Source organism: Flavobacterium sp. (assembly GCF_044368995.1).
Taxonomy (GTDB): Bacteria; Bacteroidota; Bacteroidia; order Flavobacteriales; family Flavobacteriaceae; genus Flavobacterium.
Genome location: NZ_JBIPMS010000006.1, coordinates 23,528 through 39,431, shown reverse-complemented (window position 1 = coordinate 39,431; position 15,904 = coordinate 23,528). Strand labels below are relative to the sequence as shown.

At 29.5% G+C, this 15,904-nt stretch carries 15 protein-coding genes; 6 read left to right on the top strand and 9 right to left on the bottom strand.

The annotated features are described in order from the left end of the window. The 5 genes from ACIQ2I_RS01290 to ACIQ2I_RS01270 form a co-directional block, all read left to right on the top strand. On the top strand, positions 1-144 hold a 144-nt coding region (locus ACIQ2I_RS01290; RefSeq protein WP_396180629.1), incomplete at its 5' end, for a 6,7-dimethyl-8-ribityllumazine synthase. A 176-nt stretch (positions 145-320) separates the two neighbouring features. Beyond that, entirely contained in the window at positions 321-2,159 is a 1,839-nt protein-coding gene (mutL, locus tag ACIQ2I_RS01285) for a DNA mismatch repair endonuclease MutL (RefSeq protein WP_396180627.1), read from the top strand. Positions 2,160-2,161: 2 nt separating this feature from the next. Next, positions 2,162-2,950: a rhomboid family intramembrane serine protease gene (locus tag ACIQ2I_RS01280; RefSeq protein WP_396180626.1), complete on the top strand. Its 789-nt coding sequence runs from the start codon at positions 2,162-2,164 to the stop codon at positions 2,948-2,950. A 41-nt stretch (positions 2,951-2,991) separates the two neighbouring features. Then, complete coding sequence (locus ACIQ2I_RS01275) at positions 2,992-3,822, top strand: rhomboid family intramembrane serine protease (protein WP_396180625.1); 831 nt, start codon at positions 2,992-2,994, stop codon at positions 3,820-3,822. 12 nt (positions 3,823-3,834) lie between these two features. Then, positions 3,835-4,866, top strand: a complete 1,032-nt coding sequence (locus ACIQ2I_RS01270) for an endonuclease/exonuclease/phosphatase family protein (protein WP_396180624.1) — start codon at positions 3,835-3,837, stop codon at positions 4,864-4,866. On the opposite strand, the gene ACIQ2I_RS01265 is transcribed toward ACIQ2I_RS01270, so the two are convergent. The 7 genes from ACIQ2I_RS01265 to ACIQ2I_RS01235 form a co-directional block, all read right to left on the bottom strand. Continuing rightward, entirely contained in the window at positions 4,859-5,425 is a 567-nt protein-coding gene (locus ACIQ2I_RS01265; RefSeq protein WP_396180623.1) for a pentapeptide repeat-containing protein, read from the bottom strand. The genes ACIQ2I_RS01270 and ACIQ2I_RS01265 overlap by 8 nt on opposite strands. 69 nt (positions 5,426-5,494) lie before the next feature. Next, positions 5,495-6,208, bottom strand: coding sequence for a DUF4369 domain-containing protein (locus ACIQ2I_RS01260; protein WP_396180622.1), 714 nt, complete (start codon positions 6,206-6,208; stop codon positions 5,495-5,497). Between the two features lie 101 nt (positions 6,209-6,309). Beyond that, a complete protein-coding gene (locus tag ACIQ2I_RS01255) occupies positions 6,310-8,172 on the bottom strand; it encodes a peptidase M61 (protein ID WP_396180621.1) in 1,863 nt (620 codons plus the stop codon). Between the two features lie 92 nt (positions 8,173-8,264). Further along, positions 8,265-8,552 carry a DUF2805 domain-containing protein gene (locus tag ACIQ2I_RS01250; protein ID WP_396180620.1) on the bottom strand — a complete coding sequence of 96 codons (288 nt, stop codon included), beginning with the start codon at positions 8,550-8,552 and terminating at the stop codon, positions 8,265-8,267. Positions 8,553-8,654: 102 nt separating this feature from the next. Further along, positions 8,655-9,257: an alpha-ketoglutarate-dependent dioxygenase AlkB family protein gene (locus ACIQ2I_RS01245; RefSeq protein ID WP_396180619.1), complete on the bottom strand. Its 603-nt coding sequence runs from the start codon at positions 9,255-9,257 to the stop codon at positions 8,655-8,657. A gap of 47 nt (positions 9,258-9,304) precedes the next feature. After that, positions 9,305-10,201, bottom strand: coding sequence for an EamA family transporter (locus tag ACIQ2I_RS01240; RefSeq protein ID WP_396180618.1), 897 nt, complete (start codon positions 10,199-10,201; stop codon positions 9,305-9,307). Positions 10,202-10,227: 26 nt separating this feature from the next. Beyond that, the gene (locus ACIQ2I_RS01235; RefSeq protein ID WP_396180617.1) at positions 10,228-10,629 is read right to left on the bottom strand and encodes a DUF2721 domain-containing protein; all 402 of its coding nucleotides are present in this window, start codon (positions 10,627-10,629) and stop codon (positions 10,228-10,230) included. A 123-nt stretch (positions 10,630-10,752) separates the two neighbouring features. On the opposite strand from ACIQ2I_RS01235, the gene ACIQ2I_RS01230 reads away from it, so the two are divergent. Then, a complete protein-coding gene (locus ACIQ2I_RS01230; protein ID WP_396180616.1) occupies positions 10,753-12,876 on the top strand; it encodes a TonB-dependent receptor domain-containing protein in 2,124 nt (707 codons plus the stop codon). On the opposite strand, the gene ACIQ2I_RS01225 is transcribed toward ACIQ2I_RS01230, so the two are convergent. Beyond that, a complete protein-coding gene (locus tag ACIQ2I_RS01225) occupies positions 12,863-13,768 on the bottom strand; it encodes a hypothetical protein (protein ID WP_396180615.1) in 906 nt (301 codons plus the stop codon). The genes ACIQ2I_RS01230 and ACIQ2I_RS01225 overlap by 14 nt on opposite strands. A gap of 103 nt (positions 13,769-13,871) precedes the next feature. Then, a complete protein-coding gene (htpG, locus tag ACIQ2I_RS01220; protein ID WP_396180614.1) occupies positions 13,872-15,752 on the bottom strand; it encodes a molecular chaperone HtpG in 1,881 nt (626 codons plus the stop codon). Positions 15,753-15,904: the final 152 nt, after the last annotated feature.

The following is a 15,904-nucleotide window of genomic DNA, read 5'->3' as shown; positions in this document are numbered from 1 at the left end:
TACGATGTGCCTACTATTTTTTGTGTCTTAACAGATAATACGATGCAACAATCTATCGATAGAAGTGGAGGAAAGCACGGAAACAAAGGAATTGAAGCAGCAATTGCCGCTATTAAAATGATAGAATTGAATAAACGATATTAAATTAATAAAGTTAATTAAAACAAAAATCACAGGTTTCCATTCGTGGTAATCTGTGATTTTTTATTTTACATAGAATTTTTGTTATTAACTTTTACAAATTTGTATTTTTTGTGATATAAAATAAAGTTTTTAATTTCTTAAATTTGTAACATAACCAAAATAAAAAAAACAGATTAATGTCTGGAATCATTCAATTATTACCTGATCATGTAGCCAATCAAATTGCTGCTGGAGAAGTGGTGCAACGTCCAGCTTCTGTAGTTAAAGAGTTGATTGAAAATGCCGTTGATGCAAAGGCAACCGAAATTAAACTTATTGTAAAAGATGCCGGAAAAACGCTTATTCAAGTCATTGATAATGGCTTAGGAATGAATGTTACCGACGCAAGATTGTGTTTTGAGCGTCATGCTACTTCTAAAATACGTCATGCGGAAGACTTATTTGCTTTACATACAAAAGGATTTCGAGGAGAAGCATTGGCGTCAATTGCAGCAGTTGCTCACGTAGAGTTGAAAACCAAAAAAGATCAAGAAGAATTAGGCATTCATATCATTATTGAAGGAAGTAAATTAATTTCACAAGAGGTGGCCGTTTTACCAAAAGGAACTTCGTTTCTAGTAAAAAATTTATTTTTTAATATTCCCGCTCGTAGAAATTTTTTAAAATCGGATAATATCGAATTAAAACATGTCATTGATGAATTTGAACGCGTAGCTTTGGCTCATCCTAACATCAGTTTTACTATGATTAGTAACGGCAGTGAAGTGTTTAATTTACCAAGTTCTAATTATCGCCAGCGAATTGTAAATATTTTCGGTGGTAAAACAAATGAAAAATTAGTTCCTGTAACTGAAGAAACTGAAATTTTGAAAATTAGTGGCTTTGTAGGAAAGCCCGAATTTGCAAAAAAAAATAGAACAGAACAATTTTTTCTGGTCAATAATAGATTTATACGAAGTCCATTTTTGCATCATGCTATCATGAATGCTTATGATGGCTTATTACGAGATAATAACCAACCCAGTTATTTCTTATTTTTAGAAGTTCCACCGCACACTATTGATATAAACATTCATCCTACAAAAACAGAAGTAAAATTTGACGATGAACAAGCGTTATACGCTATTTTGCGCGCCACTGTGAAACACAGTCTAGGCATGTTTAATGTAGCGCCTATACTGGATTTTGAAAGAGATGCTAATTTAGATGTTCCTTATGATTACAAAGATAAAACGTTAGGTTCACCAACCATTCAGGTGGATCGATCTTTCAACCCTTTCGAACCTGAAACTAAAAAATATTCGGCTTCACATTCTTATGAAAAAAGTAAATCAGCGCAACCTCATTGGGAAAGTTTATATACCAATTTAAAACAAGACGCCACTGAAGTTTCAAATGATTATTTTGAGACAGATTTAGTAGCCAGTAAATTATTTGATGATAAATCGACAGAAAGTCAGACTTTAATCTATCAATTTAATAGAAAATATATTATCAATAGCATCAAATCTGGATTATTAGTGATTCATCAAAATAGAGCCCATCAACGTATTTTATATGAACAATTTTTAACAAACATAACTGTTCATCTAGCCTCAAGTCAGCAGTTGTTGTTTCCTTTGGAAATTAAGTTTTCTAGAGATGAAATGATGTATTTAAAAGAAATTCAACCTAATTTAGAAGGGATTGGTTTTGCTTTTGAAAAAATGGGATTGGATGAGGTAATTATTTCGGGTTTACCAGCCCAAATTTCGGATACAAATGTAACTGAGATTTTACACGATTTGATTTATAATTTGCAAGAAAATTTACCAGAGGATAGTTTTTCATTAAGCGATAGTATTTCTAAATTTATGGCAAAAAGTGTTGCAATAAAATCGGGCAAACATTTAAATACTATTGAATTAGAAAATATTGTAAATGGTTTATTTGCCTGTAAAGAGCCAAATGTTTCCCCGTTTCAAAAACCTATATTTATTACATTAACCACAGAAGATTTAGATAAAAGATTTTAAGTATGTTCAATAATATGACACCAGTTGTAAAGCAACTATTAATAATAAATGTTTTAGTTTTTATTTTGAGTCAGGCCTTACCTCAAAATTACGAAACATTATCTTTGTTTTACTTTGAAAGTGAAAAGTTCCGATTTTGGCAACCTTTTACACATATGTTTATGCATGCGCCTATGCCAAATTTGATGCATATTTTATTTAATATGTTCGCATTGGTTTCTTTTGGTTCGGCTTTAGAACATTATTGGGGTGGGAAAAAGTTTTTGTTTTTTTATATCGTTTGTGGCTTAGGAGCAGCTTTGGTTCAAACAGGCATGAATTATTATGAAATTCATCAAGTTGTTAACGAATTAGGTCTATCTGCTCAAGATATGCAGGTTATTTTTGACACACCTTTAAGTAACGTTTTTAATTCAAGTGGTCAATCAACAGGAAAAGTTAGTCAAATTTTAAATAATGTGAATTGCACACAAGCTCAATTTGATAAATTATCTTTAATTTATGGAAGTTGTGTAGGTGCTTCTGGCGCCATTTATGGTTTGTTAGTAGCATTTGCTTATATGTTTCCGATGGCAGAATTGATGATGATGTTTATTCCAGTACCTATTAAAGCGAAGTTTTTTGTACCCATAATCGTTGGTTTAGATTTATTTTCTGGTGTAACTGGTTTTTCAATATTTTCTGGAGGTGGTAATATTGCACATTTTGCTCATATTGGAGGTGCACTATCAGGTTTTATTTTGATGATGCTTTGGCGAAAAAATAAGTTTTCGCACACAAGATGGAATTAGGTAAAAAAGTGAGAAGTAAAAAGTAAAAAGCGATGCGTTAAATGAGTATTTTAAACGAAATAAAGCAACAATACAAAACGGGTGATGTTTCTCAAAAGTTAATTTTTATTAATATTTTGGTATTCATTATTAGTGCTTTGTGTTTTAGTTTTGTTGCTAATCAGTTTCAATATCCCAACTGGTTGGCTTTGTCGTCCAATTACTACGATGCTTTACGCTTTCCGTGGACAGTATTTACTTACGGATTTTTGCATTCTAAGCCGATTCATCTACTATTCAATTTGATATTCTTGTATTATACTAGTACGTTATTTTATACATTTTTTACAACCAGACATTTTTTAACGGTTTATTTTTTAGGCAGTTTTTTTGCGGGTTTAATTTTTGTTGCGTTCGGATATTTCTTTAATTATACCAATTTAATAGTTGGTGCAAGTGCATCCATTATGGCTGTTTTTATGGCTGTTGCCACATTTGCACCAAACTATTCGATACGATTGCCATTACTTGGTTATTTTAAAATTTGGCATTTGGCATTTTTTTATATTTTTTTAGATATAGCACAGTTACTTACAGAAAACACGGGAGGTCATATTGCACATTTGTCTGGTGGTTTAGTTGGATTTGTTTTTGCTATGTTAATGAAAAAAGGAATTGATATAAGTGCCATTTTTGCAGTAAAAAAGAAAAAAACCAGTACATTTAAAAAAGTGTATAAAAATAACCCCGTAAAAAAGTATCAATCCGTTCGTGTTTCAGATGTGAATTTCACACAAAGACAGATTGATGAAATACTTGAAAAGATTAGTAAATCGGGATATGAAAGTTTAACCAAAGAAGAAAAAGAATTTCTTTTTGCAGCCAATAAATAGATGCTAAAAAAAATGTCATTTATTTCAAAAACAATGTTGTTTATTAATATAGTCGTTGCGATTACTACATTAATGGCTTATTTGTTGCCTTTTTTAGCGCCCAAATGGTTCCCTTTTTTGAGTGTTTTAACCTTGTTTTTGCCTTTTTTCTTGGTCGTGAATGTATTGTTTTTTATGTATTGGTTATTACAATTTAAAAAATATATTTTCGTTTCTGGTTTGGTGTTGCTTTTAGGTATTACGTTTATCAATAAGTTTTATAATTTAAAACCCACAACGTTACCAAAATCGGAAAAAGAGTTCACTATTATGAGTTATAATGTTCGTTTGTTCAATAAATTTAATTGGAACAAAAAAGCGAATATACCAACTAAAATTGCGGAATTTGTAACTGAAAAAAACCCAGATATTTTATGTATTCAAGAGTATTCGAATTTAGAAAAAACACAATTTTCGAATTATAAGTACAAACACGTTTTTAAAGAAGGCAAAAATATTATCGTAGGAAATGCTATTTTTTCTAAATATAAAATTATAGACAAAGGTGTTATTAATTTTCCAAATTCTACAAATAATGCCGTTTATGCCGATATTATTAAAGATAAAGATACGTTGCGAATTTATAGTATGCACTTACAATCAATAAAAATTAGTACCGATATTGAAGAAGAGGAAATTCAGAAAATGAACGAATCCAAAACCAAATATATTTTCAGAAAAATTAGTAGTGCGTTTACCAAACAACAAGAGCAAGCCTTATTATTAAAACAACATTTTAGCGAATGCAAGTACAAAAAAATTATTTGTGGCGATATGAATAATAGTGCTTTTTCATTTGTTTATAGAACCATAAAAGGCCCGATGCAAGACGCGTTTGAATCAAATGGAGATGGGTTTGGTAAAACCTATAATTTTAAATATTATCCAGCACGAATTGACTATATTTTTGCAGATAAAACCATTCAGATTAAAAGTTTTGAAACATTAAATGATTTTTACAATAGCGATCATTTTCCATTAATTTCAAGGTTAGAAATTAAGTAATATCCAAATTATATCTATTTAAAAGACCGCTTAAATTTTCGTTTGAAAATTTAGTTTTATTTAGTATATTATTTTCGGGATGGATCGAAAAATGAATAGCTGTACTAAAGTCGGTTTTTTCTAAATTTGTTGCGTCAAAAATAGATTTCGATAAATCGCAAGAATCAAATTTCACACCTGTAAGATTAGCATTAGAAAAATCAACATCAATAATTCTTGAATTTTTAAACTTTGAGTTTTTTAAGTTCATTTTGAAAAATGAACAGACTTGTAAGACACAAGAATCGAAGGAAACTTCAAATAAAAAATCATTACAATATTCAAATGGAATCCCTAAAAGTGTACATTCTTGAAATAAAATGTCTTTAAATGAAGTCTGACTGATAATTGGGGCTTCAAATTTACAATTGATAAATTCGCAATTCGCAAAAATACTGTTTGAAAGCGTTGTTTTAATAAAAGTACAGGAGTCAAAAATACAGGTATCGTATTCCGCAGTTTCAAATAATTCGTTTGAATAATTGATTTTATTAAATGTGGCATCTATAATTAATTGCATAACGAAAAGAATTGCTTAATTCTGTCATTCTGAACTTGTTTCAGAATCCCAAAAGAAATTATATTGTTTTTATTCTGTTTTTTTTCTTTCAGCAATCCATTTATTTAAACGTTTTCCATATTTAGATTTGGCTACTTTTGGAACTAACATTTTATTGATGGTATCTAATAATTTTATATTTGCATCTGGAATTTCACTTAAAGCTATATAAGGCGACACTTCATATTTTGGATTTATTAGTGCAAAATTAGCAGTATATAAATATTTTCTAATCGTTAGTTTGTCGCGTTTATTTTGAATTTCTTTAATTATTGCGGCATTATTTGCTTTTTTGTTTTTTAATTCTTTTTCCAACAAATCTAACTTTTCATCATTTAATTTCGACTTAATTTTTAAGAAATTTTCATACACTTTTTGATTTTCAGAGCCTGAAATTTTAGCATTGGAATAAAAACCTTGTAAAGTAGTTTCTACTTTCATTTTACCCGGTTCTGCAAAAAATTGAATACTATTATCGATAGATTCCGTAGTTCCTCTATCTAACGATAAATACAACATTTGAGGTTCATCCAATTGAAATTGAGTTACAAAATTAGATTTTCCAGAGATAATAATACTGTCTAACAAAACTAAATTGGTATCATTAAGTTGATGAATGTATAGTTTTCCTTTTTTTAATCCTTCTACACTTCCAGATATTTCTAAATTTCCAATTTTATTATTTTCCTTTTTACTACAAGCAATTATAAGAAAGACCAAAAGTATTGTTAGTATTTTTTTCATTTTATAGGTGTTTTTTTCATTTTTTATGAGTTGCAAAGAAAATAAAAAAATCCTCAAATTAATAGTAATTTGAGGATTTTATATTTGATGATACAATTTAATTAGCCTTTTAACCAAGCATTTTTAATAGCTTCTTTTGCTTTATCCGTTGCCATGAATCCTGATTTTTCTTCTTTTGGCAAATTAATTTTTCCTTTTAATAAGATGTCTTTTCCATCTCTTGTTACGATTACTGAAATTGCATCGCCATCTTTCCAAGATTCACTTGACATAATTAAATCGTAAATATTATCTAAATTATATTCTTTGTCATTAAATGCTTTTAAAATATCATTACCTTGAATTCCTAAAGTAGTCATAAAAATATTATTGCTAACATCTTCTAAGGCTTTAATTTGTTTTGTAGCACCGTCAACTGTAATTAATGGCGTTCTTCCGTCTTTTAAAAACGGATTTCCTGTAGCGATGGTTTTACCTTTTGTAACACCCATTTTAGCAAAATATTTATCATAAGGAATTGGTGTTTCGCCAGCAACGTATGTATTTAAAAATTCTCCAATTTGCGGATATGTAATTCTAGTTATCGTTTCAAATAATTCTTCATCTTTAAAGGGCTTATTGCTTCCAAATTCATTAGATAAATCTTGCATTAAACTAAGAATACCTCTTTGTCCGTTGCTTAATTCTCTCATTTGAATATCAATACACATAGCAATTAAAGCTCCTTTTTGATATACATTTAAGTATTGGTCTTTATAAGGTTGTTCCAAAACATTTTTACTCATTTTTGTAAAACTCATTTTGTCATTCATGGCGTTTGCTTCCTCAATTTTTCCATTCATTCTTTTGTAGAAATCTTCCTCTGAAATTAAACCTTGATTTATCTGGAATAAATTTGCAAAATATTCGGTAATTCCTTCATACATCCATAAATGTTCAGACATTTGTGGCTTGTTAAAATCAAAATAATGTATTTCTCTTGAATGTACACTTAAAGGCGTAACAATATGAAAAAATTCATGTGAAACCACATCTTTTAGCTGCTCTTGTAACGCTTCTAGCGGCATCATTTCTGGCATAACTACTGTTGTTGAAGTCATGTGTTCCAGGGCACCAAAACCTTTTGCATCTTTAGCTGCCATATCTGAAAGGTACAATAAAACGGTATATTTTTTATTGGTGTTAAACTTACCTAAGAATTTTTTTTGAGCTCTCATGAATTTTTCTGTTTCAGGAGTGATATCGGCTGCTTTGTACTTTCCATTTGGAGAATATACACTGATTACGATATCCATTCCTTCTACATTAAACTCCGTATAATCTGGTTTAGAGTACATAATAGGATTATCTACTAAAGCGCCGTATCTTTCGGCAGTAAACACATCAATTTCGTTACTTGAATTGGTATCAATTAATGAGGTAGCACCCCATAAAGTTGCAGGATGTTTTACTTCAACTGTGTATGGAATTTCAGATTTTCCTTCAAAATAACCCACAAAACCATGTGTGTTGAGCATAAAATTTTCACCAGCTTTAATGTTTGTTCCAGCAGGTGAAAAAATATCTTCGCTTTCACCAAAACCTGCTCCGCCTTCTGTATCGAAGGTATCACTAACATTATAGGTTACTTTGGCTAATTTGGTTGCATCAAAAATAGTGTACGAATTTTCGTCTATTTTGGCAATTTTTAAAGGATTTCCTTTTTGGTCAAAAGCTTTAACATTATCAACATATCTTCCGTAATTGTCTTCAGAATAAGTTCCCGGAACAATTTTAGGAATGTTAAACGTGGTAGTTTCAGTCGTAATTGTAGGATTAATTATCGTAACATTTACTTTGTCGTCAGTAATGTTTATCAAATCGATACTAACAGATACGTCATTTTTTGTTGCATTAGTAACATTAGACGTTTTGCAACTCATAAAAAAAATGGCGCAACTAAGGGTAAGTACTACTTTTTTCATTTTTATAATTATTTTTTGTTGAATAAGTAGTTAAACCAGATAAATTGTTACAAAAAAAATCCTGTCGTGATTAATTTCAGACAGGATTTTTATTAATCAAATTTATTTTTAAAATAATATTTACTATCTAAATCGTCAATATCATCATCTAAAACATTCGTTTTAAATGCTTTTGGCTTGGGTTTTCCTGCAGCAACTTTCTTTTTCCAAAGTTCAAAATTATCTTTAGAAAGTTTCTTTTTCATAATTTCGGTTACATCACTTTCGGTAATGCCAAATTCTACTTTAATAACTTCAAAAGGTTTTTTTTCCTCTTGCGCCATGCTAATTACTCGTTCAGTTTGTTCGTAATTTAGTTCAATCTTTTTACTTTTTTTCATTAGTGAAAAGCATAATTTGTTAGTTATTCTGTTTTTGTTTTTATATTTCAACAATCAATATTAATAAAAAAAATATTTTGAAGCAAAAAAATGCTGTTTTTTTTAAAGAATTTTTCTAAAAGTTAAATTAATTCTATGTTTTTTTGGTTGAGTAGCCTTTGGAATTTGATGTTTATAATGAACTTGCGCACCATTTTTCATTACTAATAAGCTTCCGTGCTCTAATAATAAAGATTGTTTAATCTCTTTTTTTGTATTGTGTTTTATTTGAAACTTTCTTGCTTCCCCAAAACTTACCGATGCTATAACTGGGTCTCTTCCTAATTCTTTTTCATTATCGGCATGCCAACCATTACTGTCTTTTTCGTTTCTGTATAAATTTAATAATACAGTTGTAAAATGTTCATTTATTTCGTTTTCAATTTCATCTTTTATGAAGGTAAGTATGGTATTAAGTGGATGTGGTTGCATAATAATATTTGAATAACCATAGGATTTTCCTTCATTTCCATAAAGTGCTGTTAATCTGGGTTGGGCTATTTTTTTCCCAAAAATTGTAATGTCATCTTGTTGCCAAGCTGTTTCGTGGTATAATTTTTCTAGAAACAAATCGGCTTTTTCTTTGGAGAAAAAATTAGGATAATAAATAAACTCGGCATCGGGTAAATTTAAAAATATAGGTTCTTGGTTAAATAAATTAAGCATAAAAAAAGCGATGATTTACATCGCTAATTTATTGCTATTTTTTTGAATTAGTGTTTCTTTTTTGAAAAATTAAGATTCATAATCACAATGGCTAAAATAATTAATGCGATGCCACTCCATTGCCAAATTACAACTTTTTCGTTTAATATTAAAAACGCCATAAGAACTGAAACCGGTAATTCCAAAGAGGCTACAATACTTCCCAAACCCAATCCTGTTTTTGGAAAACCAGCATTTAGTAATATAGGTGGAATAATAGTCCCGAATAGCGCTAAAAACAACCCATAATTTTTAAAAATATCAAAATTTAAAGCGCCAACTTGTGTAAATGCTGAAAAAATAAATACGATTACACCACCTCCTAAAAGCATATATAAACTTCTTCCTGCAGAAGAAATTTCTATTGCTACTTTATTAGCTGTAAACATAGTTGTAGTAAATGATGCAGCAGCTAAAATGCCCCAAAAAACGCCTTTCCAATCTAATTTTAGGTTGAATTCATATAATTTTGTGGCTAAAAATGTTCCTAATAATACTATAATAACCGAGATTATCTTTTGCTTAGAAGGTAATTTTTTATCTAAAAACCATTCCAGTAAAACGCCCATCCAAACCGTTTGCATTAATAACACAATTGCAATTGAAACATCAATATATCTTACGCATAAGTAGTAAAAAACGCTCGTCATTCCTAACGAAGTTCCAGCAATCATTAATTGAAAAACATTTTTTGAAGTAGCCGTCTTTGTTTTTTCTTTCTTGAATATTTTTTGGAATAAATTGATTAATAATAATCCAAGAATACCATAAATAAATTGTGAAGATGTTACTTCTGCGGTGGTAAAACCATCCTTATAAGCCAATTTTACAAATGTGGCCAGCATGCCATAACTTGTTGCGCCTAATGCTACTAATAGTACTCCTTTTAGGATGTTATTTCTCATTTTAAGAATTGTAAAAATTATCTAAATTAGTAATCATTTTCATTCATTAAATCTTTAAGGTGAACGCGTAAGGCATTTACGGAAATACTAATTTCCCAAAATGAAATCCCCAATGAAATAAGTAACACTAATAAACTCAATCCAAACACATAAATACCAGATGTTTCGTAATTTAAAAAGAGTAAAAGCATCGCAAATACAGATAAAAACAAACACAAAACACCAAAAAGTTGCATGTATCTGATAAGTGTGATTCTTTGGTTGAGGTTTTTAATCTCAACTAAAATCGATTTGTTTTTGTCCTGATCATAGTTTTTTTTCAAACTTCTAACAATTTGTGCAATGGTTAAAAATCTATTGGTGTAAGCTAATAAAATTAGTGATGTCGCAGAAAAAAGTAAAGCCGGAGTTTCTATAGATAAGTGCATTTGATTTTTATTTTAAGTATAAAATTTAATTTTTTAAAGATAATTCTTTTACGGAAAACCGTGTAACTTTTATCCAATTTTAACGTCTTACATGTAATTAAATTCAAAAACCACTTTTTTATTATGAAAAAACTTATTCTAAATTTCTTGTTTACCGCTTGTTTTGTGCTTTTTGCTTTTGCCCAACAAGATACTACAAAAGTTAAAAAAGAGGAAGCGTTAAAAGAAAATATAATTGAAGAAGTTAAAATCGTAAAGCAAAAAAAAGCCATTGAACAAAAGCCCGATCGAACTATTTTTAATATTTCCGATCAACCGAATTTAAATGCCGGTACCTTAATGGAAACCATTAAGCAGTTGCCAGGTTTAATTTCCTCGGATGTGGCAGGAATGTTGTATCAAGGAAAACAATTAGAAGTTTTTTTAGATGGAAGGCCTTTAAATATTTCAAGTGCTGAATTGAATTCTTTTTTAGAAGGAATGCCCGCTAATTCAGTAGAAAGAATTGAAGTAATTACGCAGCCAGGCGCCGAATTTCCGGCAACTTCAGGTGGAGCTATTTTAAATATTATTACAAATAGAAACGCAAAAAAATATTTAAGTGCCACATATACAACTAGTACTGCCTTTAATGTATACGATACCTCACGTTTTAGGACTTATAACAGCGTGTTGTTAAACGCAAAAAATAAATATTTTAGTTGGCAATTAAATTTTGGTCAAAATTATAGAGAAAATGCCACTTGGTCCGAATTTTTAAATACCAGTTCCAACACCATTTTATCTAAGGTGCAAAGTGATAAATTAAATAGATCACAATTTTTAAAATCAGGCGTAACATTTGACATTAAAAAAGATAGATTATTATTAAATTATGATGTAAATCTTGCAAATAGTGACAGTGATACACAAGGTTTTGGTTTAGGATTTGTTACTTTAGATAAAGGTAAATCGCATAATACTAGGCAAGATGCTGCAATAACGTATCAGAAAAGATTTGATGATAAAAGTCAAAAATTAGATTTTGTTTTTAATTATAACAACAATAAAAATGATTTCAATTTGTTCTCAAATGTTTTAAATAATCGTGTTTTAGACAATTTTTCGAATCAAAATTATTATAACGGAAAATTTGACTATTCGCAAGGCTTACGAATTTTAGATGAAGGAAAAGTTAGTTTTGGCGCCTTGTATGAAAAATTACTTTTTGAAGCCAAAAATTTTGGAACCATAAATTTAGATTATCAAAGAGTAACGGCTGCCACTTATTTAGAATTTCAAGCTAAATACAATAAGTTTGATTTTATTTTAGGATCTAGAGCCGAAAAATATGAAATTAATGGCAAAACAACAACTGGCGATTTGATTCCGTTTGACCAATTTAGATGGTTCCCAAATGCTACGGTACAATATAATCTTTCGCCACAAATTTTCTTAAATATGAATTATAATAAGAAAATTACGTTGCCTTCTACTTCTGCATTAAATCCAAATAATACGACTTATCAAAATCAAAATTTAAATTCGGTAGGAAATCCAAATTTACAACCTACGATTTTTGATAATTTCGAATTTAAAATTAGCGCTTTCGATTATGCGTACGTTGGCTACAATTTAAGTAGCGCGAAAAATCAAGTTGTTCAACAAGTTAGTTTGAATGGAAACTTAGTACAAAGCAGTAATTTTAATGTTTCTGAAGTTAAAATTCATAACTTTAATTTCGCTCTTCCTTTGCCATATATGCTTTTTACAAAAGGCTTAAAAGAAACAATGAAATTCGATTTTAATCCTGACAAAATTAACTTTTTATACTTGTATACGGGTTATCAGTTGCATCAAATTCCGAATGTTACAACAAAAGGATTTTGGAATTTAAACTTGATGTCACAAATAATTTTACCTAAAGACATTAAATTTATTACCGAGTTTGGCTTTATTACTTCAGGTGGAAACTACTTTTATTTTGTAGCCGATAAACCATTTAATAATTATTTAGATATGACTTTTAGTAAGAAATTTCTTAAAGACCAATTAACTGTTACGATTTTTGGAGATGATATTTTTAACATGAATAGAAGTTTGTTCCGTCCAATAAATGATCCATTATTGTCTTATAATAAAAGTGATACTCGAAAATTCGGTTTTACCTTAAACTACAAATTACCAACAAAAAACAAAGCTGCAAAAATTGAGCAAAACATGTTAAAGGATGATAAAAAGGAAGAAGGAACTGTTATTGGGAATTAATTTTTTTATCCAGAAACAACGATAACTTTTTAGCACCAAGTTCATTTAAATGATCGGCATCATGAAAATCTGTAGCTATAAATTTTTTTGAGTCCAACAGATTTATATATTGGCAATTTGGATTTTTTTGAACGAGTTCATTTATAGTATTGGTTGTTTTTAATAATTGCATTTTATTTACATTCTTGTAATAAGAAGCATGCGTTGGTGTGGTAATAAACAGAATTTTTACCTTCTTTTTTTGACATAATTCTATTATTTTGTGTAAACTTTTTAAATTAGCGTCAAATAAATTAAAGCTATTTACGGTGTGTTTTTTGGCTGTGAATTCGCCCTCAAATTTTTGGTTGCTCTTCGATCTAAAGTTTGTTCCCCAGCCCAAATTTGATGAGGTTATAAATGATTTATCAAACACATAAAACTTCACAGTTTTTTTTATATTCAGTAAAATATCATGATTTAAAGTTTCAAAATTATCTGTAAAACGATATTTATTTTCAAAACCGTAATACAAAATATAGTTTTTCAAACGCCATTTTTCAAAATCAGTTTCTAAGGTTTCAAATAAACTGGCATAAGAAATTGGAATAATCACCGTTTCTAAATTCGAAAATTTTTCTTTATAAATTTGTAATAATGCTTCGTCTAAATCTAATGTTTGCGAAACATAAGCGGCATTGAATGTGTGTTTTGAAAAATATTTCGGATTAATGCCATAAAAACTATGAGAACTTCCTAACACTAAAGTATTTATTTTCGCAGCATTTTTCTCTAAATAGGCTTTTTTAAGTTGATAATCGTTAGGGATTTTTCTTATTGCAATTTCTAAAACCAAAAAGAAAATAAAAACTGGTAGAAGTATTTTCAAGACATGTAACCAAAATTTTTTCATATAAAAGTATTGAAATACTAATTTTTCGAATTTCTCCTGCAATATAAAAAAAATCCTGACAGAAAAAACGAACTGTCAGGATTTTATAATTTAGTACTTACTATTATTTTAGCGTGTCAAAACTTCTTTTTACAAAAGCAGTCAGTTCCTCTCCTTTTAATAAGCCTTGAGATAATTTGGCTAAATCTAATGCGTTTTTTACCAACTCTTTTTGTGCTGCTTCATCAGCTTTTAAGATTGAACTTGCCAACTCCGAATTGGCATTTACCACCAAATTATACATTTCCGGCATATTGCTCATTCCAAACATTCCGCCGCCACCGCTTTGACTCATTTCTTTCATACGACGCATAAATTCAGGTTGTGTAATGATAAATGGCGTTGCATCACTGTCTAATGATTCTAATTGAACAGAATAGGCTTTTGGAATTACAGTTTCTAAGGATGTTTTTAAGGTTTCTTTTTCAGCATCTGATAATTTAGAAATTTGTACTTCTTCTTTATTGATTAATTTATCAATATGATCCGCATCAACTCTTGCAAAAGTTAAATTTTCATTATCTGCTTCCAATTTCTGAATTAAATGCGACACAATTGGAGAATCTAAAAGCAATACTTGATACCCTTTGTTTGTGGCAATATCGATATAACTGTGTTGTGTTTCTTTATTTGATGCGTATAAAACAACTAATTTTCCGTCTTTATCCGTTTGTAAATCTTTGGTTGCTTCTTTTAATTCCGCCAAAGTGTAATGTTTGTTTTCGGTTGTTGGATATAAAACAAAATCACCTGATTTTTCATAAAATTTTGGTTCAGAAAGCATTCCGTATTCCAAAACAATTTTAATATCGTTCCATTTTGCTTCAAAATCCTCACGGTTTTCAGTAAATAACGATTTCAATTTGTCAGCCACTTTTCGTGTAATGTAATTTGAAATTTTCTTTACATTACTATCTGCTTGTAAGCCAGAACGCGATACATTTAACGGAATATCTGGAGAATCTACCACGCCTTTAAGCATTAATAAAAATTCGGGTACAATGCCTTCCACATTATCTGTTACATAAACTTGATTTTGATACAATTGAATTTTATCTTTCTGAATTTGTAAATCAGAACCTAATTTTGGAAAATATAAAATACCCGTTAAATTAAACGGATAATCTACATTTAAATGAATGTGAAATAAAGGTTCTTCAAACTGAGAAGGATATAATTCTCTGTAAAAGGTTTTGTAATCTTCGTCGGACAATTCACTTGGTTGTTTGGTCCAAGCTGGATTTGGATTGTTTATAAAATTATCAACATCAATATATTCAGTTTTATACTCATCACCAGCATCATCTGGTTTTGGCAATGCTTCTTTTTTAGTTCCAAATTTTATTGGAATCGGCATGAATTTATTGTATTTGGTCAATAATTCACGGATTTTAAATTCTTCCAAAAACTCCAGTGAATCTTCTGCAATGTGTAGTACAATTTCAGTTCCTCTATCGGTTTTGTCGTGAGGTTCTAAAGTAAATTCTGGACTTCCATCGCAAGTCCAATGCGCAGCTGGTTCGTCTTTAAAAGATTTTGTAAAAATTTCTACTTTTGAAGCTACCATAAAAGCGGAGTAAAATCCCAAACCAAAATGCCCAATAATTCCAGAATCTTTAGCCGCGTCTTCGTATTTATTTAAAAATTCTTCTGCTCCTGAAAATGCCAATTGGTTAATGTATTTTTCCACTTCGTCTGAAGTCATACCAATACCTTGATCGATAATGTGAAGTTTTTTACCTTCCTTATCAATTTTAATTTCTATAATCGGATTTCCGTACTCCGTTTTTGCTTCACCAATGCTGGTAAGATGTTTTAATTTTAAGGTGGCATCGGTTCCGTTTGAAATTAATTCACGAAGAAATATCTCGTGATCGCTGTACAAAAATTTTTTAATCAATGGGAAAATATTCTCCACCGAAACATTAATTTTTCCTGATGTCATATGATGTTTGTTTAAATTAAATTAATGATGATTAACAGTCAAATTAAGTACCAATTTCGTTTTTGCTGACAAATTGACATTTTTATTTCATCAAAAACATCATATTTTTTTGGTTACATTTAAAGTAATATATTTACACTTTATTTTTAGAA